21 protein-coding genes are annotated in these 24597 nt (G+C 49.5%); 2 read left to right on the top strand and 19 right to left on the bottom strand.

The window, feature by feature from the left end; genetic code table 11:
- Positions 1 to 182 precede the first annotated feature (182 nt).
- Genes G4O42_RS03470 through pcrB form a run of 4 tightly spaced genes read right to left on the bottom strand, consistent with a single transcriptional unit; the run spans position 183 to position 6392 of the window.
- Positions 183 to 1379, bottom strand: a complete 1197-nt coding sequence (locus G4O42_RS03470; RefSeq protein WP_007609871.1) for a CamS family sex pheromone protein — start codon at positions 1377 to 1379, stop codon at positions 183 to 185.
- A 15-nt stretch (positions 1380 to 1394) separates the two neighbouring features.
- Positions 1395 to 3401 carry an NAD-dependent DNA ligase LigA gene (gene ligA / locus G4O42_RS03465; protein ID WP_032872523.1) on the bottom strand — a complete coding sequence of 669 codons (2007 nt, stop codon included), beginning with the start codon at positions 3399 to 3401 and terminating at the stop codon, positions 1395 to 1397.
- Between the two features lie 24 nt (positions 3402 to 3425).
- The gene (pcrA, locus tag G4O42_RS03460) at positions 3426 to 5645 is read right to left on the bottom strand and encodes a DNA helicase PcrA (protein WP_032872525.1); all 2220 of its coding nucleotides are present in this window, start codon (positions 5643 to 5645) and stop codon (positions 3426 to 3428) included.
- A 57-nt stretch (positions 5646 to 5702) separates the two neighbouring features.
- A complete protein-coding gene (gene pcrB, locus G4O42_RS03455; RefSeq protein WP_003155740.1) occupies positions 5703 to 6392 on the bottom strand; it encodes a heptaprenylglyceryl phosphate synthase in 690 nt (229 codons plus the stop codon).
- 195 nt (positions 6393 to 6587) lie between these two features.
- On the opposite strand from pcrB, the gene G4O42_RS03450 reads away from it, so the two are divergent.
- Positions 6588 to 8162, top strand: a complete 1575-nt coding sequence (locus G4O42_RS03450) for an FMN-binding glutamate synthase family protein (RefSeq protein ID WP_032872529.1) — start codon at positions 6588 to 6590, stop codon at positions 8160 to 8162.
- Between the two features lie 35 nt (positions 8163 to 8197).
- Here G4O42_RS03450 and G4O42_RS03445 read toward each other — a convergent pair whose 3' ends face one another.
- From G4O42_RS03445 to G4O42_RS03435, 3 genes are read right to left on the bottom strand one after another with little or no spacing between them, the layout of a single operon-like run.
- Entirely contained in the window at positions 8198 to 8509 is a 312-nt protein-coding gene (locus G4O42_RS03445) for a YerC/YecD family TrpR-related protein (protein ID WP_003155745.1), read from the bottom strand.
- Positions 8510 to 8511: 2 nt separating this feature from the next.
- Complete coding sequence (locus G4O42_RS03440; RefSeq protein ID WP_032872531.1) at positions 8512 to 9507, bottom strand: DUF3048 domain-containing protein; 996 nt, start codon at positions 9505 to 9507, stop codon at positions 8512 to 8514.
- A 24-nt stretch (positions 9508 to 9531) separates the two neighbouring features.
- Positions 9532 to 11274: an adenine deaminase gene (locus tag G4O42_RS03435; RefSeq protein ID WP_032872533.1), complete on the bottom strand. Its 1743-nt coding sequence runs from the start codon at positions 11272 to 11274 to the stop codon at positions 9532 to 9534.
- A gap of 121 nt (positions 11275 to 11395) precedes the next feature.
- Here G4O42_RS03435 and G4O42_RS03430 point away from each other — a divergent pair, with 121 nt between their 5' ends.
- Positions 11396 to 11626: a YgaP family membrane protein gene (locus tag G4O42_RS03430; protein ID WP_032872536.1), complete on the top strand. Its 231-nt coding sequence runs from the start codon at positions 11396 to 11398 to the stop codon at positions 11624 to 11626.
- Positions 11627 to 11795: 169 nt separating this feature from the next.
- Here G4O42_RS03430 and purD read toward each other — a convergent pair whose 3' ends face one another.
- From purD to purE, 12 genes are all read right to left on the bottom strand, one after another.
- The gene (gene purD, locus G4O42_RS03425) at positions 11796 to 13064 is read right to left on the bottom strand and encodes a phosphoribosylamine--glycine ligase (protein WP_032871756.1); all 1269 of its coding nucleotides are present in this window, start codon (positions 13062 to 13064) and stop codon (positions 11796 to 11798) included.
- 15 nt (positions 13065 to 13079) lie between these two features.
- Positions 13080 to 14618, bottom strand: coding sequence for a bifunctional phosphoribosylaminoimidazolecarboxamide formyltransferase/IMP cyclohydrolase (purH, locus tag G4O42_RS03420; RefSeq protein WP_032872538.1), 1539 nt, complete (start codon positions 14616 to 14618; stop codon positions 13080 to 13082).
- On the bottom strand, positions 14615 to 15202 hold the full coding sequence (gene purN / locus G4O42_RS03415) for a phosphoribosylglycinamide formyltransferase (RefSeq protein ID WP_003155752.1): 588 nt from the start codon (positions 15200 to 15202) through the stop codon (positions 14615 to 14617). Before purN ends, purH begins: the two co-directional genes overlap by 4 nt.
- On the bottom strand, positions 15199 to 16239 hold the full coding sequence (gene purM / locus G4O42_RS03410) for a phosphoribosylformylglycinamidine cyclo-ligase (protein WP_003155753.1): 1041 nt from the start codon (positions 16237 to 16239) through the stop codon (positions 15199 to 15201). The genes purN and purM overlap by 4 nt, the downstream gene beginning before the upstream one ends.
- 91 nt (positions 16240 to 16330) lie before the next feature.
- Entirely contained in the window at positions 16331 to 17761 is a 1431-nt protein-coding gene (purF, locus tag G4O42_RS03405) for an amidophosphoribosyltransferase (protein WP_032872540.1), read from the bottom strand.
- Positions 17737 to 19965, bottom strand: coding sequence for a phosphoribosylformylglycinamidine synthase subunit PurL (gene purL / locus G4O42_RS03400; protein ID WP_032872542.1), 2229 nt, complete (start codon positions 19963 to 19965; stop codon positions 17737 to 17739). Before purL ends, purF begins: the two co-directional genes overlap by 25 nt.
- Positions 19949 to 20632 carry a phosphoribosylformylglycinamidine synthase subunit PurQ gene (purQ, locus tag G4O42_RS03395; protein ID WP_015388591.1) on the bottom strand — a complete coding sequence of 228 codons (684 nt, stop codon included), beginning with the start codon at positions 20630 to 20632 and terminating at the stop codon, positions 19949 to 19951. Before purQ ends, purL begins: the two co-directional genes overlap by 17 nt.
- On the bottom strand, positions 20629 to 20883 hold the full coding sequence (gene purS, locus G4O42_RS03390; RefSeq protein WP_003155758.1) for a phosphoribosylformylglycinamidine synthase subunit PurS: 255 nt from the start codon (positions 20881 to 20883) through the stop codon (positions 20629 to 20631). The genes purQ and purS overlap by 4 nt, the downstream gene beginning before the upstream one ends.
- A complete protein-coding gene (purC, locus tag G4O42_RS03385; RefSeq protein WP_032872544.1) occupies positions 20883 to 21602 on the bottom strand; it encodes a phosphoribosylaminoimidazolesuccinocarboxamide synthase in 720 nt (239 codons plus the stop codon). Before purC ends, purS begins: the two co-directional genes overlap by 1 nt.
- Positions 21603 to 21677: 75 nt before the next feature.
- A complete protein-coding gene (gene purB / locus G4O42_RS03380) occupies positions 21678 to 22970 on the bottom strand; it encodes an adenylosuccinate lyase (RefSeq protein WP_032872546.1) in 1293 nt (430 codons plus the stop codon).
- Positions 22970 to 24151, bottom strand: coding sequence for a 5-(carboxyamino)imidazole ribonucleotide synthase (purK, locus tag G4O42_RS03375; RefSeq protein WP_042634928.1), 1182 nt, complete (start codon positions 24149 to 24151; stop codon positions 22970 to 22972). The genes purB and purK overlap by 1 nt, the downstream gene beginning before the upstream one ends.
- A complete protein-coding gene (gene purE, locus G4O42_RS03370) occupies positions 24105 to 24593 on the bottom strand; it encodes a 5-(carboxyamino)imidazole ribonucleotide mutase (RefSeq protein WP_003155768.1) in 489 nt (162 codons plus the stop codon). The genes purK and purE overlap by 47 nt, the downstream gene beginning before the upstream one ends.
- Positions 24594 to 24597: the final 4 nt, after the last annotated feature.

Here is a 24597-nt window from a genome sequence, read left to right as displayed (position 1 = left end):
ATTCATCAACATTCCTGCCCTTCTTTTTTCACAGCAGATTAGTAACATCCGCTTAGAAATAATATGTGTTTTCCTGTTAATTCCTAATTATACAAATATCTTAACATACCTCATCCCTCTCTCCAACGATATTCACAATAAAAAAACCCTTGCTCATACAGAAATGAACAAGGGCATCTTGGTTAATCGTAAATATGGACGGTCGGTTCTTTGTCACCCGCATTGCGGACGATCAGCGCTTCCTGGCCGTCAGACGAGGTAATGTTAATTTCGACATCAACTGAGCCTTTTGAATAATAATCCATCAGCTCACCTGTTAAGTATTGGGTAAAGGCGATAACTTCGCTTTTCCCGTAAAATTGCATCGGGATTTCAATCTTCATTTTTCTCATTTCATCGTTTTCGTACATTGCCGTTCCGACGACTCCGGTGTAATTCGGGAAGTAGCTGTCGATGGCGTTTTTGAAGCGTTTAAACACTTCGGAATCATCAGGGTATTTCTTTGCCGTGTCTGTATCCGCCGGATAGAAGACGTACTTTTCTTTGACATCATCCCAGTTTGAAATGGTGGATGAGCCGGCCTTGACTTCTGTTTTCGCAATGTAATTCCCCGGTACGATTGATGTTTTCGGCGCTTGTTTATAAAGGGCGACGGTGATCGGCACATTTTTCAGGTTATCCATTTTCCGAAGGCGGTTAACGACTTCCTGGGCGATTTCTTCACCGTGGCTGCGGATCGTTTTGTCGCTGAGCTCCACTTCCTGCTGCGGATCACCTGTGTTTTCGCGGTAATAGTATACAGAGTTGAGAGCGAGACCGATCATGACACCTCCAAGCTGGATGGAATTTTTATCTTTTCTTACTAAGTAATCCTGCTCAAGCATGGACGCTAAGTAAATCGGGCTGTTTTCATTTTTCTCTTTTGCCGATCCCGAGCTTGGCAGCACGGGGTTTAAGCCGAGATTCTGAAAATTGGCGTCTGCCTTTTTCGCCTTTTTCAGATCACTGCCCTCTTTTTTGCGGTCAAGCCAGCTGAGTACCGTGTCCTCATCTAAATACTGGCCTTCCTGATACAAATAGTCATCCGTCGGGAACGTGTCTTGAGCGAGCCGCATCAGACCCGTCTCGAATTCATCGATGTCCAGCCTCGTGTTCAGCCGGTCCGCGGTCAGGCCGCGCGCTTTTCCGGCCTTAAACGGAAGCACCATTTTATAGTAGGAATCAGAGATATTATATTTCGGTATGATCGCTTTTTCAGAAGACTTTGCCGTTTTCTGCGTGATCTCTTCCTCTTTGTTCCCCCCGAAACTCGGCGAACAGGCCGACAACATGAGTACTGCCGCCGTTGCCGTCGCCGCCAATGCCAACATCTTTTTCAATAGAAAACACTCCTCTTATTTCTTTAGCTCTCCCAATAGCTGTGCTTCATTCCATACTTCAATGTTTAATTCCTGCGCTTTTGTCAGCTTGCTTCCGGCCGCTTCTCCGGCAATCAGCAAGTCTGTTTTTTTGCTGACAGATCCCGTCAGCTTTCCGCCGAGCGCTTCAATCTGCGCCTTGGCTTCATTTCTGGACAGCTCTTCAAGCTTTCCGGTTAACACGATGGTTTTGCCGGCAAAATAAGAGTCGCTGTCCGCCGCTTTTACTTTTTTCGGGCCTTTGTAGAGTGTGTTCACACCGAGTTCCTCAAGTTCATTCAAAAGCTCAAGCATTTCTTCTTTGCGGAAATAGGTGACAACGGCATCGGCCATCTTTTCGCCGATTTCATCTACCGCAAGCAGCTCTTCTTCCGTGGCTTGTTTCAGATTTTCCAGGCTTTCAAAATGCATGGCGAGTGTTTTGGCCGCTTTTGAGCCGATAAAACGGATGCCGAGACCGAACAGCAGGCGTTCCAGCGAATTCTCTTTTGACTTTTGGATGGAGCTGATCAGATTGTCAGTTGATTTTTCCCCCATCCGCTCAAGCCGGATAACCTGTTCTTTTGTCAGCTTATACAAATCAGCGACATTACGGACGAGATGTTCACGGAAAAGCTGTGTGATGACACGTTCTCCGAGTCCGTCAATATTCATCGCGTTGCGTGAGACAAAGTGAATCAGGCCTTCTCTGATCTGCGCCGGACATTCCGGATTGATGCAGCGCAGCGCGACTTCCCCTTCAATGCGGACAAGTTCGCTTTCGCACTCAGGGCAGCTGGTCGGCATATTGAATTCTTTTTCTTCCCCGGTCCGCTGTTCGATTAAGACATTGACGACCTCAGGGATGATGTCGCCCGCTTTTTTGACGACCACTTTATCGAGAATGCGGATATCCTTCTCTTTAATTAAATCTTCGTTATGAAGGGAGGCTCTTGAGACCGTCGTCCCCGCGACTTTTACCGGTTCCAGAACGGCGGTCGGCGTAATCACGCCCGTTCTTCCGACATTCAGTTCGATATCGAGAAGTTTTGTCACGACCTCTTCCGCCGGAAATTTATAAGCAATCGCCCAGCGCGGGCTCTTTGCCGTATACCCGAGCTCTTCCTGCTGGTCGAGCGAATCGACTTTGATGACGATTCCGTCAATTTCATACGGGAGATCGGCCCGCTTCGCCTGCAGCTCTTCGATCATTTCAATGACTTCATCTATCGTGGCGCATTTTTTCCGTTCCTGGTTTGTTTTAAAACCGAGCTCATCCAGAAAATCCAGGCCCTGACTCTGTGTTTCCACACCCATCTCGTCAAGCTCCGCTATACTGTAGACGAAGATGTCAAGATTTCGTTTCGCTGCAATTTTCGGATCAAGCTGTCTGAGTGAGCCCGCAGCCGCGTTCCGGGGATTGGCGAACGGCTCCTCTTCATGTTTCAGCCTTTCTTCATTGAGGGCTTCAAATGACTGTTTCGGCATGTACGCCTCTCCGCGCACTTCTATGGAAAGATTCCGTTTCATTTTCAGCGGAATGTTGCGGATCGTTTTTAAGTTTTCCGTGATATCTTCGCCCGTCGTTCCGTCTCCTCTTGTCGCGCCTCTGACAAAATAGCCGTCTTCATAACGGAGAGAAACAGCAAGACCGTCTATTTTCAGCTCCACATTATAAGCGACGCCGTCACCGACAGCCTGACGGACGCGGCGGTCAAAATCGCGGAGATCATCATCGTTAAATGCGTTGCCGAGACTGAGCATCGGCGTGCCGTGCTGCACCTTTTGAAACGATTCAAGCACCGCTCCCCCGACCCGCTGTGTGGGCGAATCAGGCGTTCTGAGCTCCGGGTGCTCTTCCTCTATGGCAATCAGCTCCTGCATCAGTCTGTCGTACTCGGAATCCGGCACGCTCGGTTCATCTAAGGTGTAATATTCATAACTGTACTGATCGATGGTGCGGCGCAATTCTTCTGCCCGGTGTTTCGCTGTTTCTTTGTCCATCATGTTCTTCCTTTCCTCTTCAGGTTACTGCTTTTCAATCGGCGCAAAAGCGGCAAGCAGACGCTTCACGCCGACTGGGCTCGGGAATGCGATATCAAGCTCGGTGCTTTCGCCTTCTCCTTTTACGCTGACAACCGTTCCGGTGCCCCATTTTTTATGGCCCGCTTTATCGCCGACCGCCCAGCTGAGCGAGTCGCCGCCTGTTTTGTTCGCATATGAAACGGGACGGGATACGGGCCCGCGTTTCGGCTGCACTTTTCTTCCCGGCTGCATGCGAGGTGTTTTCTTCTCATTTAGGTTCTCCAATAAATCGCCAGGTATTTCCCTGATAAAGCGGGATTCCGGATTCATATTGGTGCGGCCGAATAAGGTGCGCATTTTGGCATTCGTTAAATACAGTTCTTCTTCCGCCCTCGTAATGCCTACATATGCGAGCCTGCGTTCTTCTTCCATCTCGGCTTCTTCCATCAGGGAGCGGCTGTGCGGGAACACGCCTTCTTCCATGCCCATTAAGAACACGACAGGAAATTCAAGCCCCTTAGCGGCGTGCAGTGTCATTAAAGTGACGGCATCCTTTCCGCCTGATTCCTCTTCCTTCTGGTCGAGCTGGTCAATATCCGCAATCAGCGCCAAATCAGTCAGAAACGCGACGAGAGACTTGTCTTCGCTTTTTTGTTCGAAGTTTTTCGTCACGGAAAGAAACTCGTCGATATTTTCAAGGCGGCTTTGGGCTTCGATTGATTTTTCGGCCTTCAGCATTTCTCTGTATTCCGTTTTTTCGAGAATTTCTTCCGTGAGTTCCGTAATGGACAGGTAATCCTGCATATTCGTCAGATTTTCAATCATCGCGCCAAAGCCGTCAAGCGCGTTTGCCGCTTTCGCGCTGACGCCGATGAAATCAACCTGTTTGACCGCCTGGAACATTGACATTCCGTTCATCGCCGCATATGAAGCGATTTTTTCTAGCGAAGTTGCGCCGACGCCCCGCTTCGGCACATTGACGATCCGCGTAAAACTGATGTCGTCGTCCGGGTTTGACACAAGGCGCAGGTATGCGAGAATGTCTTTAATTTCTTTCCTGTCGTAGAACTTGGTTCCGCCGACGATATTGTAGTTCAGTCCGGATTTTAAAAGGGTTTCTTCAATGACGCGCGACTGGGCGTTTGTCCGGTATAAAATCGCGATATCGGAAAGCTTCCGCCGGCCCGAGCTGTGCAGCTCATAAATTTTGCCCGCGACGAATTGGCCTTCGCCGAATTCATTGTCGCCGCTGTAATAAGAAAGCTTGATGCCTTCGTCATTTTCCGTCCACAGGTTTTTCGGCTTGCGGTTTGAGTTGTTTTTGATCACTTCGTTAGCCGCCTGCAGAATACGCTTTGTTGAGCGGTAATTTTGCTCGAGCAGAATCACGTTTGCGCTCGGATAATCTTTTTCAAAGGAAAGGATATTCGCGATATCCGCCCCGCGCCATCTGTAAATGGACTGGTCGGAGTCACCGACGACGCAGATATTTTCAAGACGGGCAGCAAGCTGCTTCACAAGCAGGTATTGCGCCCTGTTCGTATCCTGATACTCGTCTACGTGAATGTACTGGAATTTGCGCTGATAAAACTCAAGCACTTCCGGCACACGCTCGAAAAGCTTAATTGTCGTCATGATTAAATCATCAAAATCGAGCGATTGGTTTTTCAGCAGTTTTTTCTGATAATCGGTATACACGTCACTCGTGACCTGATCATAGTAGCCGCCGGCCGTTTTTGCGAATTCCTCAGGTTCGATCAGCTCGTTTTTTGCGCTGCTGATGGAGCCTAAAATACTTCTCGGATCAAACTTTTTTGGATCGATATTCCGCTCTTTCAGAATCCCTTTAATAACGGAAAGCTGATCAGCCGTATCAAGAATGGAGAAATTTCGGTTGATGCCGATTCTGTCAATATCCCTGCGCAGAATCCGCACGCACATGCTGTGGAAGGTGGAAATCCAGATTTCATCCGCGCCGGGTCCGAGAATGCTCTCCACCCGCTCCTTCATTTCTCTGGCTGCTTTATTTGTAAATGTAATCGCCAGAATGTTCCATGGCGCCACGTGTTTTTCCGCCATTAAGTATGCGATTCTGTGCGTCAGCACACGTGTTTTTCCGCTTCCCGCGCCCGCCATCAGAAGCAGCGGACCGTCCGTCGTCTTGACCGCTTCCTGCTGAACGGGATTTAATCCGCTTAATAATTGATTGCTAATGTAATTCATATCCGTTCACCGCCTATCAAACATATGTTCTATCATAAATCAATTTCGTCCGCTTGGCTACTTTGTCTTTACAGCCGCCACCGTTTTAAGCGCCTGATCAAAATCTTCATATACGGCATTTCCGACAACGATAACATCGGCATGACGGCCGAACCGTTCCGCCGTTTCCGCGTCTTTAATGCCGCCTCCGTAAAACAGGACGGACTTGTCCAGCACAGCTTTCGTTTTCTCCACCGTTTCTATGTCCGCCAGCATCCCGCTGTATTCCAGATAAAAAATCGGGAGATGAAGCAAATGTTCCGCGACCCGCGCATAGGCGAGAATATCTTCTGTTTCTATATGTGTATCCGCCTCCGTCAAAGCGGCCGCCTTACAATCAGGGTTGACGATGCAGTAGCCCTCCGTCACGATTTCCTCCATTGACATGAGCTCTCCGTATTCTTTCATCGCCTGATGATGCATGCCGACAATCCAGTCCGCCTTTTTGCTGTTGAGCACACTCGGAATGAAATAAAGATCAAACCCGGGCACAATGGAATCAATCGTCGACACCTCAAGTACGCACGGCACTAAAAACCGCCGCACCTTTGACATCAGTCTGAGCACATTGTCCTCGGTGATATTGTCGCTTCCTCCGATCACAATGGCGTCAGTCCCTGATTCACAAAGCCGTTCCAGCTGTTCATCCGGTAAATCTTTATTCGGATCGAGTTTAAAAACATGCTTCCACTCGTTAACATCGTACATGCGTTTTCGTTCCTCCATTCGTTTCTTGCCATTTAAACATTATAACAAATTCGTTTGGCCCGGAAAAACGGAAAAAGACGTCATTCACCTGATTCACAAAAAAAGATTGCGCTCCGCCGGACGGGACATGGCTATGTTTGAAAACAGACAATATGTGGAATGTCAAAGAGAAAAAAGACAAGGAGTCTGATCTGAATGGAACAAGCCATTATCGTACTGATTTGTATATTGATTTTTATTATTTTAGTTCCCGCCGTATTGTTTCTCTGGATATACATAAGAGACGAAAAGCAGGAAGAACATTCAGTGCTGCGCAATTATCCCGTAGCGGGAAAACTGCGCTATATATTTGAAAAAATCGGACCTGAGCTGCGGCAGTATTTATTCAGCAATGATAACGAAGAACAGCCGTTTTCCCGGAGAGAATATGAACAGACGGTCATGTCGGGAAAGTATAAAAGCAGAATGATGGGCTTCGGCTCAGAACGGGATTTCGATCAGCCGGGCTATTATATCCGTAACGCCCTTTTCCCGAAACAAAGGGAGGAGCTGCGCACAGATCAGACGCCGAAGATCGACACGATGGTATACAAGATTGACAAAGACAACCTGCTGAAACGCAGCGAACACCGCGAAAAAGCAAAAGCGGACCCTTATTACCTGCATCCGGACGATGTGCAAGTGATCGGCCGCGATACATGCAAGAAGCCGTTTTATGTGAAAGGGTTAATCGGACAATCAGCGATGAGCTACGGCTCACTTGGCGACCGGGCAATCACCGCCCTGTCAAAAGGGCTGCACCAGGCCGGCGGCACATGGATGAATACAGGCGAAGGCGGCCTGTCTGAGTATCACCTGAAAGGCGGCGCGGATATTATCTGCCAAATCGGCCCCGGGCTGTTCGGCGTGCGCACTGAAGATGGAGAATTTTCATGGGAAGAATTTAAGAAAAAAAGCCGCCTCGAGCAGATTAAAGCCTTTGAATTAAAGCTTGCGCAAGGGGCGAAAGCAAGAGGCGGGCATATTGACGGTTCAAAGGTGACCGAAGAAATTGCCGCCATCAGAAATGTGCAGCCCGGACAATCCATTGACAGCCCAAACCGCTTCAACGAGTTCTCAAATGTTCCGGACATGCTTGATTTCATTGAGAAATTAAGGACTGTCGGTGAAAAACCGGTCGGCATCAAAATTGTCCCGGGAAGCCGCAAAGACCTTGAAGACCTTATTTCCTGTATGAGTTCATCAGGCAAACTTCCCGACTTTATTACGATTGACGGCAGTGAAGGGGGAACGGGAGCTTCTTTCCATGAGCTGGCGGATTCCGTCGGCCTGCCGATTCTGACCGGCCTCCCCCTTGTTGACGGCCTTTTGAAGACATACGGGATAAGAGATAAGCTGAAAATTTTCGCATCCGGAAAGCTGCTCACTCCGGATAAGATTGCCGTTGCCCTCGCGTTAGGCGCGGATTTTGTCAATATTGCCCGGGGAATGATGTTTTCAGTCGGCTGTATCCGCGCTCAAGTATGCCACACCAATCATTGTCCTGTCGGAGTGGCGACAACCGACCCAAAACTTCAGCGCGCGCTCAGTATCGAGGATAAACAGCACCGCGTCTGCAACTACGTGCTCTCGTTGCGTGAAGGGCTGTTTCACCTCGCCGCGGCGGCGGGCATCAGCTCGCCGATTCATTTCTCAGCTGAACACATCGTATACCGGGAGGAAGACGGAAGCCTGAGGGAACTTCCCGGCCTTTTGAATCAGCACGTATAAAAAAAACCGCCTGCCGTCATCGGCAGAGCGGTTTTTTACGTAGCTGAGGAGGATTCTCCTTTGTTTACGCGGTCAAGCGCCATTTCATAGGCGTCGTTACCGTAATTTAAGCATCTCTTCACCCGGGAAATCGTCGCTGTGGAAGCACCCGTTTCGCTTTCAATTTTGTGATACGTATTTCCTTCGCGGAGCATTCTTGCCACTTCCAAACGCTGCGCCAGCGATTGGATTTCATTAATCGTACAAAGATCATCAAAGAAACGATAGCATTCCTCCAGATCTTTCAGCGATAAAATAGATAAAAATAACTGGTCCAGTTCTTTTCCGCGTAATTTATCGATTTGCATCGTCAAACACCTTCTCCTTTACTAATGGAAGCTGCATCGAGATCAGGCACGATATTAATCCATGTCTTTCCTGGCACAAACGGAAGAATCTCACCGCCTTTTACGGGCAGAATACGGCCGTCTTTATATTCCCAGTCTGACTCCATAACATCGCCGTGCTGAAGCAGGAGGCCCTTCCCCCCTGTCTGAATATCGATGGCCCGCCTTCCATCTTTGTCTGTCATGCGATGGCCGGCTTCAACAATAAAAATATTGTGCATGGCTAAAGGCTTTCCGGTCTCCCGGTCTGTCGCTTTCACACCATCAGAGCTTCTTGTATAAGCATCAGCTTTTTTATCATAATCGTATTCGACAAGATTTGTAACGTTTTGTGTTCCATAATCTATCCGAATATTGTAGGTTTCGTTTCCGGGTTTTGCATCTGATGTCTGAAATGGGAGCGGTTCTGTTTTTCCGTTCAGCTTGTATCCTTTTTGTTCCGCCGCCTTCCTGATATTGTCATAGGACGTGTAGGAATTGTGGGGCGGCTTGCTGAAATCAGCTCTCCAAAACAGGCTTCCGTCAAAATCCAAACCGTTTATATAATCGTAAGCTCCGGACTCCAGCTGCTTTTTTGCGCCGGGACTCCAGCCATGATGGACAAATATGCTGTTAAACCCGCTGCTGAGCGTGACAAAATATTCTCTCGCGCTCCGCACAGGCCCGACCGTTTCCGGCATCTCACTTTGAAAAATCGCGAGAAACCGCGTAATCTGGCCCTCCGCGAGCGCTTCGATGACAACATCCGCCTTTGACAGCCCGGATTGGGGCCTCGCCTTCGGATGATTGTTCACTGCGACTGCAATCGGACGGCGTTCTGCAAGCTTCTGCTCAGTTTTCAGCCCCGTTAAAGGAGCTTCCGCTTCTTTCGGCTGCACCTGATCGGCATTGTTCTGCCGGCAGGCGGCAAGCAGCAAAAACGCAAAACAAAGCATACAAACGGTTTTCCATCTTTTCATATGTCGGCTCCCTGCTTTTATATTTTAACGCATTATCGATGGAAAGAGTACAGTTTTTTTCATCACGTCGAATATTCCTCTCGGCGTAATGCGGATATAAGGCAGGTGTGTGCTCTGCAAAAAGAGCAGCGTATAGATCGGATCGCAGAATCGGTAGCCCCGCTCCTCCAGCAGCGTCCTCAGTTTTTGCTCTTTCTCAAGCACTTCTTCATACTTCTCCGCAGATGCAGAACCGTTTAAGGCGAGGGGAATCTCATGAAGAATCTTCCCGTTTTCGGCAAGCACGATTCCGCCCCCGATTTCTTTCATCCGTGAGAAAGCGAGCAGGATATCTTCCTTATTTTTTCCGACAGCGATAATATCTCCGGTTGTCGTGTAGGAACTGACAAAGCCCTGCACCCGATCGGCAAAACCTTTCAGCATTGTATTGACCCGCCATTTTCCATGCTTATCGAGAAGCGTGAGATAGCATTCATCATGATCAAAAGAAAGCTGGTCAACAGAATTATCAATCGCAATCATATACGGCTCCATAATGACCGCGTTGCGCATGGTCACACCCATCGGCATTGAAAACTGTAAATCATCCATCGTCATATCATATGAAAGCTCGAGAGGGACAAGACCGCCCTTTTTCCAATCCGTTTCTGTAAACGCATTCATATTTCGGCCGTCTTCCCTCAGCAGGATGCCTTTGGAGATTACCGTGACCGGGTCCGGATTCATCGGGTCATCGAGAATGTTCAATGAAGCAAGCCGGCCCGGACCGATCACACCGAGAAAGTCGTCCATCTGATAATACTTCGCGATATTAAAGGACGCCATATTGTAGGCATCGATCGCCGGAACTCCTTCCTCCAAAGCGATTTTGATTAATTCATTCGTCATGCCGCCTTTATAAAAATGCGGCGTCGCTCCATCCGTCGTGTAGAAGAAATGATCATAATGCCGGAAGCCTTTTTGATGGAGATCCTGCAAAATCGTTCTTAAATCAGGGCGGATGGATGAATGTCTGAGCGAAACATAGTAGCCCAATTCAAGCCGTCTCATCACCTCGCCGCCATTCATCGCCTCGTGGTCGGAATCCGCTCCGAACAGTTTCATCTTCGTCAGTGTTTTTTCAGAGGCTCCGGGAAAATGCCCTTCTATCCGCTTGCGCAGTTTCTTTGTCGCCTGCATGCAATGAAGCATCAAGTCATCGCCGTCCATGAGGCGCGGCCATCCGGTCAATTCTCCGCCTTGAATGACATCCGGGTGCTCCATCCATTGCTTGCGGACATCAAAAGAAAGAAGCTGATCCTCATTCAGCACTTCAGTCTGCAGATCATATCTGGACCACCAGAAATATTGCACCGGCTGTTTTTTCAGTTCCTCTAATATAGTAAGCGCTTTCTTTTTACCGCTGTGCAAAAGAAAAAACAAGTTATCATTAACAAACGTCGTTGTTCCGAATTGAGACACATATTCGGCGAGCGTTTGGGGATTATATATTTGAAAAGGATGTGTATGCGGTTCAATGTAACCTGGCACAATGTATTTTCCTTCACAATTTATGGTATGAATGTGCTCTGCTGCATCAGGAAGCTCATGACCAACATATACAATTCGGTCTCCATAAATCCAGACATTCTTTTTCAGCCATTGTTTTAAAAAAGGATTTAATACGAGAGCATCCCGTAAAAGTAGCGTTGGAAGCAGCTTTGAGTCTACAACATCCGCCTGTGATCTGATGTCTTTATTTTTCCAGTTAAAGGTACGTTCGGACATTCACATACTCTCCTTCGCTTATATTAGACCCATCGTATCACATCCGCACAATTATCGCACGGCTAAAACGTTACAAATTATTGAAGATGAATGAAAAACTTTTTCTAAGGGAGCTGAAATGATGAAACCGAATATCAGTTTATTAAATGCCGTTATGCGCATCACTTGCGGCCTCACCATTTTGTCTGCTGCGTCAGCGAAATACACGAGAAAACCTTGGTGCAAGATGCATCTCTTCTGTATGATAATGGGCGCGATGAAAGCGGCGTCCGGCATCCTCCGCTTCTGTCCGGTGACATATATGTTCCAAACCGGAATGAATCAGGATGACAGCCATCAGCAAGAAAAATAACAAGCCGTTTCGGCTTGTTATTTAATTTCTCCTGTCCCGCGAGTCTGAGAAGAATCCGTCTATACGCCGGAAGACTTCATCGATGACTGAGTGTCACACGGCAAACCGACAGTCTTAGTCGTCTTTTCAGAAGAAAACCCGCATCTTATATGACACGGGGTTTTCCTCTTTATCGCTGCGATGCTTTCAGCGCACGGGCGCCGATGTCGCTTCTGTAAAACAGTCCGGGTTTTGTCAGCCCTGAAACGGCGCTGTACACTTTATCTCTCGCCGCTTCAAATGTCTCCGCAAATGCCGTGACATTGGCGACCCGGCCGCCGTTTGTAACAAATTGTCCGCCGTCTTTTTTCGTTCCGGCATGAAAAACGGCGATCCCGTCTTCAGCGGACGTCAAACTGCCGATCGGCGTCCCTTTTGCATAGCCTTCCGGATAGCCCTCGGAAGCCAGCACAACGCTGACGGCGGCCGTATCCTTCCACCTTAGGTCAACATCCTTCTCATGCAGCAGATCCAAAAGCACCTGGATGAGGTCAGATTCCATTCTCGGCACGACAACCTGTGTTTCCGGATCTCCGAAGCGCGCGTTGAATTCAATGACTTTTGATCCGTTTTCCGTTAGAATCAGCCCCGCGTACAGCACGCCCGTGAAGGAACGTCCCTCTTTGACCATTGCTTTTGCCGCCGGCTTCACAATCGTTTCGACTGCGCTTCTGACGATATCATCGGAAATGTGCGGCACCGGTGAGTAGGCGCCCATTCCGCCCGTATTCGGCCCTTTGTCTCCATCGAAGGCGCGTTTATGATCTTGAGCGATTACCATCGGATAGACGGTCTCCCCTTTTACAAACGCCATTAAGGAAAATTCTTCGCCGGCGAGGAACTCTTCAATGACAACGGATGCGCTCGCCTCGCCGAATTTCTCATCCTCAAGAAAATCGTGCAGGCATTCAATCGCCTCTTCTTCCGTCATCGCGACCGTGACACCTTTTCCGGCGGCAAGTCCGTCCGCTTTAATGACAATCGGCGCACCTTTTTGCTGCACATATGCTTTCGCCTCTTCAAATGAAGTAAACGTCTCATACTCCGCCGTCGGAATGCCGTATTTTTTCATTAAATCCTTGGCAAACTGTTTGCTCCCTTCAATGATTGCCGCTTTTTCAGACGGTCCGAAAACAAGCAGTCCGGCTTTTTCAAACTCGTCGGCTATCCCTTCAATCAGAGGAACTTCGGGGCCGATAATCGTCAGCCCGACATGATGTTCTTTCGCAAACGCAATGAGTGCGGCATGATCGCTTTCTTCAATGTTGACCAGCGTCGCGCAGTCTGCCATACCGTCATTTCCGGGCGCGGCGTACACCGTGTCAACAAGCGGGCTTTGCGCCGCTTTCCAAGCCAATGTATGCTCTCTGCCGCCTTTTCCGATAATCAATACATTCACGCTTCGTTCCCCCTCTTAATGTTTGAAATGTCTGATGCCGGTGAATACCATGGCGATCCCGTATTCATCCGCTTTTTTAATCGAATCTTCATCGCGGACCGATCCGCCTGGCTGGATAATCGCCGTGACACCGGCTTTTGCGGCTTCTTCGACTGTATCCGGCATCGGGAAAAACGCGTCTGATCCGAGCGCGCTGCCTTTTGCTTTTTCTCCGGCCTGCTCAATGGCGATTTTAGCTGAACCGACGCGATTCATCTGCCCCGCTCCCACACCGACCGTCATATGGTCTTTTGCAAGAACGATCGCGTTGGATTTCACATGTTTGACGACTTTCCAGGCCAGCTTCAAATCTTCCCATTCCTGCTCGCTCGGCTCTCTTTTTGTCGGGATGCTGATGTCGGCGTCATCAAATCCATGGACGTCTAAATCTTGAATCAAAAGACCGCCCTGTACGGATGTCAGCTGTTTTTCTTTCTTCCCTGATGCGGTCACGTCAAGAGTGAGCAGACGAAGGTTTTTCTTCGCCGTCAGTACGTTCAGCGCTTCTTCACTGAAAGAAGGGGCGATAATGATTTCTAAAAAGATGCCGTGAAGGGCTTCAGCCGTTGCCTGATCAACTTCACGGTTCAGCGCGATGATGCCGCCGAAAATGGAGGTTTTATCAGCTTCATACGCTTTATTGAATGCTTCCTCAATTGAAGCTCCCGTACCGACTCCGCACGGGTTCATATGTTTAACGGCAACAGCTGCGGGTTCTGTAAATTCCCGGACGATTTGAACGGCCGCATCTGCGTCCTTAATATTGTTGTAAGAAAGCTCTTTGCCGTGAAGCTGTTTTGCCGCCGCGATGGAACCGGAGACGGGAAGTGCGCTTTGGTAGAAAACCGCCTCTTGGTGAGGGTTTTCACCGTAGCGGAGCGATTGTTTTTTCTCAAATGTAACGGTGAATTGCTCAGGGTCTTTCTCATCGGCCTCGCGTGTTAAGTAATCAGCGATTAATGCGTCGTATGCCGCGGTATGGCGGAATACTTTGGCCGCAAGCTCGCGTTTTCTTTTAAGAGAAACGCCGCCGTGTTCTTTAATCTCATTGAGCACGGAACTGTAATCGGCCGGATCTGTGATGACCGTCACATCCTGATGGTTTTTCGAGGCGGCGCGCAGCATGCCGGGACCGCCGATATCAATGTTTTCTATCGCTTCATCGTATGTTACGTCTTCTTTTGAAATCGTTTCTTTAAACGGGTAAAGGTTGACGACCACAAGGTCAATGGGGGCAATGCCGTGCTCATTGATCTGCGCCATATGCTCTTCATTGTCTCTTACGGCAAGCAGTCCGCCGTGAATATTAGGATGGAGCGTTTTTAACCGTCCGTCCATAATTTCAGGAAATCCGGTCACTTCTGAAATGCCGATGACATCCACACCGTTTTCCTGAAGAAGTTTTTTTGTTCCTCCGGTCGAAATGACTTCGACGCCGAGCTCTGTCAGTTCCCTTACGAAGGGTACGAGATTTGTTTTATCAGAAACACTGATTAGTGCGCGTTTGATTGTCATGCCTTTTCACCTCTGTTATTTAGTCCCAGCAGCCGCTTCACAACGCTCGGATACCATTTGTGCTCAAGCTCGTGTATTGTATGCTCTATGTCTTCAAGCGTATCGTTTTCCTGTATTTCGAATGCTTTTTGCGCGATAATCGGTCCGGTGTCCATGCCTTCGTCGACGTAATGAACGGTAATGCCGGCCACTTTCACACCGGCCCGATACGCCTGTCCGACAGCGTCAATCCCAGGGAATGCCGGAAGAAGCGAGGGATGTATATTAATAATGCGGCCCCCGTATGCTTCAAGCAGCGTATCTCCAATCAGTCTCATATAGCCGGCGAGAACGATTAATTCCGCCCCGTGCAGGCGCAGCTGTTCAATAATGGCCCGTTCAAAGGCCGCTTTGTTTTCAAAAGATGACGGTTCAAAGGCGAATGACGGGATATGTAAAGCCTCCGCCCTTTCCGCCGCCTTTGCCTGAGGCTTATCCGTCACGAGAAGCGAGAGCTCCGCATCCCACTTCTCTTCTCTCATGCGTTTGGCAATGGCCTCGAAGTTCGATCCGTTTCCTGAAGCAAATACCGCAAACTTTTTCATGAAAGAGCCGCACCGCCGAAAGAAATGCCTTCGCCCCGCTTGACCCGGCCGATCAGATAAGCCTTCTCGCCCTGAGCTTCAAGCGTGCCGATGACGTCTGTCAGGTTTTCTTCTTTAACGGCAAGGACAAAACCGATGCCCATATTAAAAACATTGAACATTTCTTCTTCTTTCAGCTTGCCGTGCTCCTGCAGAAACGGAAAAATCGGCGGGATCGGCCATGATCCGTGATCAATTTCCGCGCTCAATCCGTCCGGCAGCATCCGCGGGATGTTCTCGATGAATCCTCCGCCTGTCACATGCGCCATGCCGTCCACCTTACCGCTTTTCACCGCCTTGAGCACCGGCTTCACATATATTCTCGTCGGTTCCAGCAATTCTTCTCCGAGAGGACGCGCAAACGGTTCATAGACAGTATCCAAATCAAGTCCGCCGTCATCAAGAAGCACTTTTCTCACAAGGGAGAATCCGTTGCTGTGAAGGCCGCTTGAAGTAAGTCCGATTAAGAGATGCCCCTCTTCGATATGTTCACCGGTGACGATTTCGTCTTTTTCCGCGACGCCGACTGAAAAGCCCGCAATATCGTATTCATCAGACGTATACAGCCCCGGCATTTCCGCCGTCTCACCGCCGATAAGCGCTGATCCTGACTGCTCGCATCCGTCCGCCACACCCTGAACGATCTGCTCAATTTTCACAGGATCGGCCTTGCCGACCGCCAAATAATCAAGGAAAAACAGCGGCTCCGCTCCCTGGGCAAGCACATCGTTTACACACATCGCGACCGCATCGACGCCGATCGTGTCATGCTTATCCATTGAAAATGCGAGTTTCAGCTTGGTGCCGACACCGTCTGTTCCGGAAATTAAAACAGGCTTTTGATACGGAAGCTCTGACAGATCAAACATTCCGCCAAAACCGCCCAGGCTTCCCATAACGCCGAGCCTTTTCGTGCGCTCCACGTGTTTTTTCATTCGTTTGACGGCTTCGTATCCGGCTTCGATGTCAACTCCGGCATTTTTATAAGCATCAGACATCCCTATCACTCCTTGTCAATTCGTTTCTCCTTAAAAGGCAGAAAGAGAAAGGCAGCCTGAATTCCCGCTGCCTTTATGTCATTTTCACATTTTATTTTGTCAGCACCGCTTCTTTTACGTGAGGAAGCACTGTATCCTGATAAATTTCCGTCGGATATTTGCCCGTAAAACAAGCGAGGCATTGTCCGCAGTTGGTGTCTTCAAATTTTCGGCCGACTCCTTTTAACAATCCGTCTACACTTAAGAAAGAAAGCGTGTCAGCACCGATGATCTGGCGGATTTCTTCCACCGAATGAGAAGAAGCGATCAGCTCCTCATGGGTTGATGTGTCGATGCCGTAGAAGCACGGATGAGCGATCGGCGGTGAACTGATCTTGACGTGCACCTCTGTCGCTCCCGCTTCTCTGAGCATTGTGACAATCCGGCGGCTTGTCGTCCCGCGCACGATGGAATCATCAACCATGACGACCCGTTTTCCTTCAACAACACCGCGGACGGCGGACAGCTTCATTCTGACGCCTTGCTCGCGCAGAGCCTGGGACGGCTGAATAAACGTTCTGCCGACATAACGGTTTTTAATGAGACCGAGTTCGTACGGAATGCCCGTTGCTTCGGCATAGCCGATGGCCGCAGAAATACTGGAATCAGGCACGCCTGTGACGACATCCGCTTCAACCGCGGACTCCCGGGCAAGCATTTTCCCGAGGTTTTTCCGGGCGCTGTGCACGTTAATGCCGTCGATATTGCTGTCAGGTCTTGAGAAATAAATGTACTCCATGCTGCAGATGGAACGGTTGATATTCATGGAAAAGCGCTCTGATTTCATGCCTTCATCGTTGATGATCAGCATTTCGCCCGGCTCTACCTCGCGAAGGTACGTTGCGCCGACGACGTCAAATGCGCACGTTTCTGAAGCGACCACATAAGCATCGCCCATGATGCCGATTGACAGCGGTCTGAGTCCGTTCGGGTCAAGCGCTACGATCATTTCTGTTTCAGTCATGATTAAAAAGGCATAAGCGCCTTTCAGCATAGACAGCGAATTTTTGATCTGATCCTTCAGCGAAAAGTGTCCGCTGCGTTTAATCAGATGAGCCAGCACTTCCGTATCGGAGGAAGTCTGAAAGATGCTCCCTTGGTTTTCAAGCTGCTGCTTCAACTGTGTGGCGTTGACCAAGTTGCCGTTATGGGCAAGCGCGAGGCTGCCGTTGTTTTGCGAACGGAACAGGAGCGGCTGGACATTTTCATATCCGCCTCCGCCTGCCGTCGCATAACGGACGTGCCCGATCGCGCCTTTTCCCTTCACTTTGCTCAGTTCGCCGTTTTGAAAAACCTCGGTAATAAGCCCCTGTCCTTTATGCGCAGTCAGTTTTTCACCGTCAGTCGCCACGATGCCGGCGCCTTCCTGTCCTCTGTGCTGGAGGCTGTGCAGGCCGTAATACGTGATCTGCGGGGCTTCTTCATGTCCCCAGATGCCAAACACACCGCATTCTTCATTCAGGCCTTTGATTTCAGCAAGCATGGAATAGCTCCTTTCCACGCGCGCTCAAGTTCTTTCGTTTGCGCGTGAACCAATTGTTGTCCGTCCTGATTTTGAATCGCCAGAAGTCCGTCAGCCGTTACCTCACCGATATGAACCGCATCAGCCGCAGCTGCTTCAAAGGCCGCTTGGTGTTCTTTTTTGACCGAAACGACGAAGCGGGATTGAGATTCAGAGAATAATAACGCCGCTTCCCCTGCAACAGTCACGTTGGCGCCAAGGTTTTCCGTCGTCATGACGCTTTCTGCGATCGCTACGCCTAAGCCGCCTTCTGATACGTCATGCGCGGATTGAACGAAGCCTTTTTTAATCGCGTCAAGCAATGCTTTTTGGCGTGACAGCTCTATATCAAGATCGATTTGCGGCGCTTTGCCGTAAATGCGGCCTTCTGTCATTTTTTGCAGTTCGCTTCCGGCAAACTCAGGTTTTGTTTCGCCGATCACGTATACAAGATCCCCCGCTTGTTTGAAATGCTGTGTCGTAATATGAGCGGTATCTTCAATTAAGCCGACCATGCCGATAACAGGCGTCGGGTAGATGGCCGTTCCGTTCGATTCATTATAAAGTGATACGTTACCGCCGATGACGGGTGTGCTGAGAACATTGCACGCCTCGCTGATGCCGTCGGCCGCTTTTTCGATCTGCCAGAAAATTTCAGGTTTTTCCGGGTTTCCGAAATTCAGATTATCCGTGACCGCAAGCGGTTCGGCGCCGGAGCATACGATGTTGCGCGCCGCTTCGGCAACGGCGATTTTTCCGCCTTCTTCTGGATCAAGATATAAATAACGGGCGTTGCAATCCGTCGTCATCGCCAGCGCTTTTTTCGTGCCGCGGATTCTGAGCACTCCCGCGTCAGAGCCGGGAGCGACCACCGTATTTGTGCGCACCATGTAGTCATATTGATCATACACCCACTCTTTGCTGGCGATTGTCGGCTGCTGCAGCAGGTCAAAAAGCGTCTCTGTCGCATCTTTCACTTCAGGCGCGGCAACTTCCGTTTCCTGAAACTCGCGGTAGTACGCGGGTTCCGCTGACGGTTTGTGGTATACAGGCGCCTCTTCCGCCAGTGCATCGACCGGAAGTTCGCAAACAACCTCTCCGTTATGGCGGAGGCGGAGCATTTTATCATCCGTAACATGACCTACGGAAACCGCTTCAAGATCATATTTATCAAAAATATCGACAATTTCCTGTTCACGTCCGCGTTCAATGACGAGAAGCATGCGTTCCTGAGACTCGGAAAGCATCATTTCGTAAGCGGTCATACCCGTTTCCCGCTGCGGAATGAGATCAAGGTTCATTTCAATGCCGGAGCCGGCTTTGCTTGCCATTTCAGCACTCGAACTTGTCAGACCGGCCGCCCCCATATCCTGAATGCCGACTAAGGCGTCGCATTGGATGACTTCAAGGCATGCTTCCAGGAGAAGTTTTTCCATGAAAGGATCGCCGACCTGCACCGCAGAACGTTTTTCTTCAGATGAATCTGACATTTCTTCTGATGCGAAAGTAGCGCCGTGTATGCCGTCGCGGCCCGTTTTAGCGCCGACGTACATGACCGTGTTGCCGACACCTTTCGCCTGGCCTTTTTTAATATCTTTATGATCAATCAAGCCGACGCACATTGCATTGACAAGCGGATTGCCTTCATAGCTAGCGTCAAACTGCACTTCTCCGCCGACCGTCGGGATGCCGATACAGTTTCCGTATCCCGCGATTCCCGCCACTACTTCTTCAAACAAGTACTTCACACGAGGTGAAGTGAGCTCACCAAATCGAAGAGAGTTTAATACAGCTATCGGACGGGCGCCCATTGAGAAAACGTCACGGATGATACCGCCCACTCCGGTCGCAGCACCCTGGTATGGCTCAAGCGCTGACGGATGGTTATGCGATTCAATTTTGAACACGACCGCCTGATTGTCACCGATGTCAACGATTCCCGCGCCTTCTCCGGGACCCTGCAGCACGCGTTCGCCGCTAGTCGGGAATTTGCGTAAAACCGGTTTTGAGTTTTTATAGCTGCAGTGCTCTGACCACATCACGGAAAAAATCCCGATTTCCGTGTAGTTCGGCAATCTTCCGATAATAGATTCAATGAGTGCGAACTCGTCATCACTGACACCCATTTGCTGATAGAGTTTCTCTTCTTTTATTTGTTCTTTACTTGGTTCAAGCAGTAGCGACATGAGTTTCCCTCCAATTTTTCACGATAGACCGGAACAATGTAAGACCGTCTGCGCTGCCGAGCAGTTCATCGACTGCGCGCTCAGGGTGAGGCATCATGCCTAATACGTTGCCTTTCTCATTCACGACGCCGGCAATGCCGCTGACGCTTCCGTTAATATCGCCGCCGTATGTGAAGGCGATTTGATTGTTTTCTTTTAATCTTTCAAGCGTTTCGTCATCACAGTAGAAATTGCCTTCGCCGTGGGCAACCGGAATCGTAATCGATTGTCCTTTTTCATAGGAAGATGTGAATAACGTATCGCCGTTCTGTACGATTAATTCAACCGGGCGGCAGATGAACTTTAAATCTTTGTTGCGTCTCATGGCGCCGGGCAGAAGTCCGAGCTCCTGCAGAATCTGGAATCCGTTGCAGACGCCGAGAACCGGTTTTCCTTCGGCAGCCGCTTTTTTCACGGCCGGCATGATGTTTGCGAATCTGGCAATGGCGCCGCATCTCAAGTAGTCGCCGTATGAAAACCCGCCGGGGATGAGCACGCCGTCAAATCCGTCAAGGCTTGTTTCCTCGTGCCAGACATACTCGACTTCTTCGCCGAGTTCGTCCTTTACGGCGTGAAACATATCAATATCACAGTTGGAGCCGGGTAACACAATCACCGCAAATTTCACTGTGCGACAACCTCCTCAACTTCATATCGGTAGTCTTCAATGACTGTATTGGCAAGGAGCTTTTCACACATTTCTTTCACGAGCGCGTCAAGATCGCGGTCAGATTTTTCGATCGTCAGCTCCATGTATTTTCCGATGCGCACATCCTGCACTTCATTGTAGGTCATGCTGTGCAATGCATGCTGCACTGCGCTTCCTTGAGGATCGAGCACACTTTCTTTTAAGCTGACATAAACTTTCACTTTATACATTATGAAATGCCTCCCAGTCTTTTGAAAATCTCTTCATATGCGTCGGTTAAGCTTCCCAGGTTCCGTCTGAACAAATCTTTATCGAGCTTTTCGTTTGTGTCTTTGTCCCACAGACGGCACGTGTCAGGAGAAATTTCATCCGCTAAAAGCACCCGTCCCTCTGCGTCTAAGCCGAATTCCAGCTTAAAATCTATTAATCTGACGCCGCAGTCTTCAAAAATATGCTGAAGTTCTTGATTCACCTGGTTTGTAATCGATTTGATCGTTTTGACCTGCTCAGGAGCCGCAGCTTTCAAGAGCCGGATATGATCTTCTGTGATGAGCGGATCACCCAGTGCGTCATCCTTGTAGTAAAATTCGATAATCGGCTGCGGAAGCTCTGTTCCTTCCGGGATGCCGAGACGTTTCGACATGCTTCCGGCGGCAATGTTTCTGACCACGACTTCAAGCGGAATGATGCTCACTTTTTTGATGAGCTGCTCTGATTCTGAAACACGCTCCACAAAGTGGTTGTCAATTCCTTTGGCGTGCAGATGTTTGAAAATCAGGCTTGAAATTTCATTGTTCAGACGGCCCTTTCCGCTGATCTCCGCTTTTTTCTCACCGTTAAAGGCTGTTGCGGAATCCTTGTAGACCACGCGGAGAATCTGTTCGTCTTCAGTTTGATAAATTCGTTTCGCTTTTCCTTCATAAAGAAGATTATTGTTCACAATATTCACGGAAGGCCTCCTAACCCGAATGTTGGGAATATTCAATCTGCGGCGGCTGAAGAAGCCGCCTCCGGCTGGCTTCTTCTATAAACCTAAACGCTCAAAGATCAAGTCGACGTTTTTCAGATGATAATTGTAGTCAAAGCAATCGGCAATCTGTTCCGGTGTGAGGCGGGACGTGATTTTTTCCTCCGCTTCGACAAGCTGGCGGAACGGCACTTGTTTTTCCCAAGCTTCCATCGCTTTCGGCTGAACCGTGTCATATGCTTCTTCACGAGGCAGACCCGTGTCGATTAAAGCGAGCAGCACGCGCTGAGAATAGATTAAACCGAGTGTGCGGTCCATGTTGCGTTTCATATTTTCCGGGAATACCGTTAAGTTTTTGACGATGTTGCTGAATCGGTTCAGCATGTAATTCAGCGCGATTGTCGCGTCAGGAAGAATGATGCGCTCAGCTGATGAATGAGAAATATCACGCTCATGCCATAACGGTACATTTTCGTATGCCGTCAGCATGTACCCGCGGATCACGCGCGCCATGCCCGTCATATTTTCCGACCCGATCGGATTCCGTTTATGAGGCATAGCCGATGAGCCTTTTTGTCCTTTTGCAAAAAACTCTTCCACTTCACGTGTTTCACTCTTTTGCAGACCGCGGATTTCCACTGCGAATTTTTCAATGCTCGTCGCGATCAAAGCCAGTGCCGCCATGTAATCCGCATGACGGTCGCGCTGTAATGTCTGAGTGGAAATCGGCGCCGCTTTCAGGCCGAGTTTTTCGCAGACATACCGCTCTACGAACGGATCAATATTTGCATATGTGCCGACCGCGCCGGAAAGCTTCCCGACTTCGATCCCTTCTTTTGCCTGCTTGAAACGTTCAAGGTTGCGTTTCATTTCTTCGTGCCAAAGCGCGAGTTTCAGGCCGAAAGTCGTCGGTTCCGCGTGTACGCCGTGCGTGCGGCCCATCATGACCGTGTATTTATGTTCTTTCGCTTTTTCTTTTATAATGTCAACAAATCTCTCAATGTCCTTGAGCAAGATCTCATTCGCCTGTTTTAATAGATAGGAAAGAGCGGTATCCACGACATCTGTTGACGTCAGGCCGTAGTGGACCCATTTTCTTTCTTCGCCTAATGATTCTGAAACCGCCCGGGTAAATGCAACGACGTCATGGCGCGTATCCTGCTCGATTTCCAAAATGCGGTTGATGTCAAAAGACGCGTTTTCGCGCATGACCTTGACGTCTTCTTTCGGAATGACGCCAAGCTCAGCCCAGGCTTCACAGGCTAAAATCTCGACTTCCAGCCATGCCTGGTATCTGTTTTCGTCCGTCCAGATCGCGGACATTTCAGGTCTTGAATAACGTTCGATCATTATGCTCGTCCTCCGTCTCTTTTCATCCATATGTTCGTGATGTCCTGAATCCATGTTTCATCAGGCTTCCGCAAAAATGTCATATGCCCCATTTTGCGGCCTTTTTTAATCTCATGTTTTCCGTACAGGTACAGTTTGGCTTCTTTTAAAAGCTCCGTATGCTCCTCCGCAAGCTTCACTTCATCACCGAGCAGATTCACCATCATTCCCGGTTTGAGAAGATCGGTTCTGCCGAGAGGAAGTCCGCAGACCGCTCTGATGTGCTGTTCGAACTGGCTCGTTTCACAAAGGTCGAGCGTATAATGCCCGGAGTTGTGAGGACGCGGCGCCAGTTCATTGATCAAAAGGTCTCCGTCTTCCGTGACGAACATTTCCACCGCAAGCGGCCCGACAAGCTCCAATTTCTCCGCGAGCTGGACGGCAAGCGCCTCTGCCCGCTTTTGAACCGTTTCCTCCGCTCTCGCGGGCACGATGCTTTGGAACAGAATATTATTTTTGTGGATATTTTCAGCAGCCGGAAAGGTTGAAATCTCACCGTGCACCGATCTCGTCACGATAACGGAAAGCTCCATCCGGAACGATACCCAGCTTTCCAGTATGCACGTGCCGTTTTCTAGCAGCGCGGCCGCTTCGTCTGTCTGTCCTTCTTCCTTAATGACAAATTGGCCTTTGCCGTCATATCCGCCGCGGCATGTTTTCAGCACAGCCGGGAGCCCCAGTGCCTGAACAGCTTCCTCAAGCTCCCGTCCGCTGTTTACGATCCGATAAGGAGCGACTTGACAGCCTGCTGACTGGATCGCCTTTTTTTCCGTTTCCCTGTTTTGGGTGATGAGCAGCAGCTCGCTTCCCTGGGGAAGATATGCATGTTCTTTGAGCCAGTTGAGCGCCTCGTAATCGATATTTTCAAATTCGTACGTAATGATGTCACTGACTCCGGCCAATTTTTGAATCGCTTCACGGTCATTATACTGGGCGGTAATCTCAATATCGGCGATCTGTCCGCATGGCGAGTCTTTCACGGGATCGACGACTGCGACTTTATAGCCCATCTGTTTTGCGGCGACAGCCATCATTTTTCCGAGCTGTCCGCCTCCGATAATGCCGATGACGGCGCCGGGATAAATCGTTTTTTTATCAGACAAGCTGATCACTGCTTTCCAGCACCGTTTGTTTTGTCGCATTTCTTCTCGCCTCTAGTTTATCCGCAATGTCACCGTCAAATGCCGACAAAATCTGCGCGGCTAACAGACCCGCGTTCACTGCGCCCGCTTTTCCGATCGCCGTCGTCGCGACCGGCACGCCGCCGGGCATCTGTACGATAGACAGAAGAGAATCAAGCCCGTTAAGCGATTTCGTCTGAACCGGTACGCCGATCACCGGCAGCGTCGTTTTGGCCGCCGTCATTCCCGGCAGATGCGCCGCTCCCCCGGCTCCGGCAATAATGACTTTTAAGCCCCTGTCTCTGGCGCTTTCTGCATATTCAAACATCAAATCAGGCGTCCGGTGCGCGGATACCACCTGTTTTTCATAAGGAATGTGAAGTTCGTCAAGTATGTCGCATGCATGTTTCATTGTCTCCCAATCGGAGGTGCTTCCCATGATGATTCCTGCTAGCGGCTGCATTCTG

It is taken from the genome of Bacillus sp. LUNF1, from assembly GCF_011008975.1.
Classification (GTDB): Bacteria; Bacillota; Bacilli; order Bacillales; family Bacillaceae; genus Bacillus; species Bacillus velezensis.
Note: the sequence above shows the minus strand (reverse complement) of the source record. Positions and strands in the feature narration are given on the sequence as shown.

Excerpts from the sequence above, each read along its gene's own strand:
- ligA (WP_032872523.1), bottom strand. The coding sequence starts at position 3,401 with ATGGACAAAGAAACAGCGAAACACCGGGCAGAAGAATTGCGCCGCACC.
- pcrA (WP_032872525.1), bottom strand. The coding sequence starts at position 5,645 with ATGAATTACATTAGCAATCAATTATTAAGCGGATTAAATCCCGTTCAG.
- pcrB (WP_003155740.1), bottom strand. The coding sequence starts at position 6,392 with ATGTACGATGTTAACGAGTGGAAGCATGTTTTTAAACTCGATCCGAAT.
- G4O42_RS03450 (WP_032872529.1), top strand. The coding sequence starts at position 6,588 with ATGGAACAAGCCATTATCGTACTGATTTGTATATTGATTTTTATTATT.
- G4O42_RS03445 (WP_003155745.1), bottom strand. The coding sequence starts at position 8,509 with ATGCAAATCGATAAATTACGCGGAAAAGAACTGGACCAGTTATTTTTA.
- G4O42_RS03440 (WP_032872531.1), bottom strand. The coding sequence starts at position 9,507 with ATGAAAAGATGGAAAACCGTTTGTATGCTTTGTTTTGCGTTTTTGCTG.
- G4O42_RS03435 (WP_032872533.1), bottom strand. The coding sequence starts at position 11,274 with ATGTCCGAACGTACCTTTAACTGGAAAAATAAAGACATCAGATCACAG.
- G4O42_RS03430 (WP_032872536.1), top strand. The coding sequence starts at position 11,396 with ATGAAACCGAATATCAGTTTATTAAATGCCGTTATGCGCATCACTTGC.
- purH (WP_032872538.1), bottom strand. The coding sequence starts at position 14,618 with ATGACAATCAAACGCGCACTAATCAGTGTTTCTGATAAAACAAATCTC.
- purN (WP_003155752.1), bottom strand. The coding sequence starts at position 15,202 with ATGAAAAAGTTTGCGGTATTTGCTTCAGGAAACGGATCGAACTTCGAG.
- purM (WP_003155753.1), bottom strand. The coding sequence starts at position 16,239 with ATGTCTGATGCTTATAAAAATGCCGGAGTTGACATCGAAGCCGGATAC.
- purF (WP_032872540.1), bottom strand. The coding sequence starts at position 17,761 with ATGCTTGCTGAAATCAAAGGCCTGAATGAAGAATGCGGTGTGTTTGGC.
- purL (WP_032872542.1), bottom strand. The coding sequence starts at position 19,965 with ATGTCGCTACTGCTTGAACCAAGTAAAGAACAAATAAAAGAAGAGAAA.
- purS (WP_003155758.1), bottom strand. The coding sequence starts at position 20,883 with ATGTATAAAGTGAAAGTTTATGTCAGCTTAAAAGAAAGTGTGCTCGAT.
- purB (WP_032872546.1), bottom strand. The coding sequence starts at position 22,970 with ATGATCGAACGTTATTCAAGACCTGAAATGTCCGCGATCTGGACGGAC.
- purK (WP_042634928.1), bottom strand. The coding sequence starts at position 24,151 with ATGCGACAAAACAAACGGTGCTGGAAAGCAGTGATCAGCTTGTCTGAT.
- purE (WP_003155768.1), bottom strand. The coding sequence starts at position 24,593 with ATGCAGCCGCTAGCAGGAATCATCATGGGAAGCACCTCCGATTGGGAG.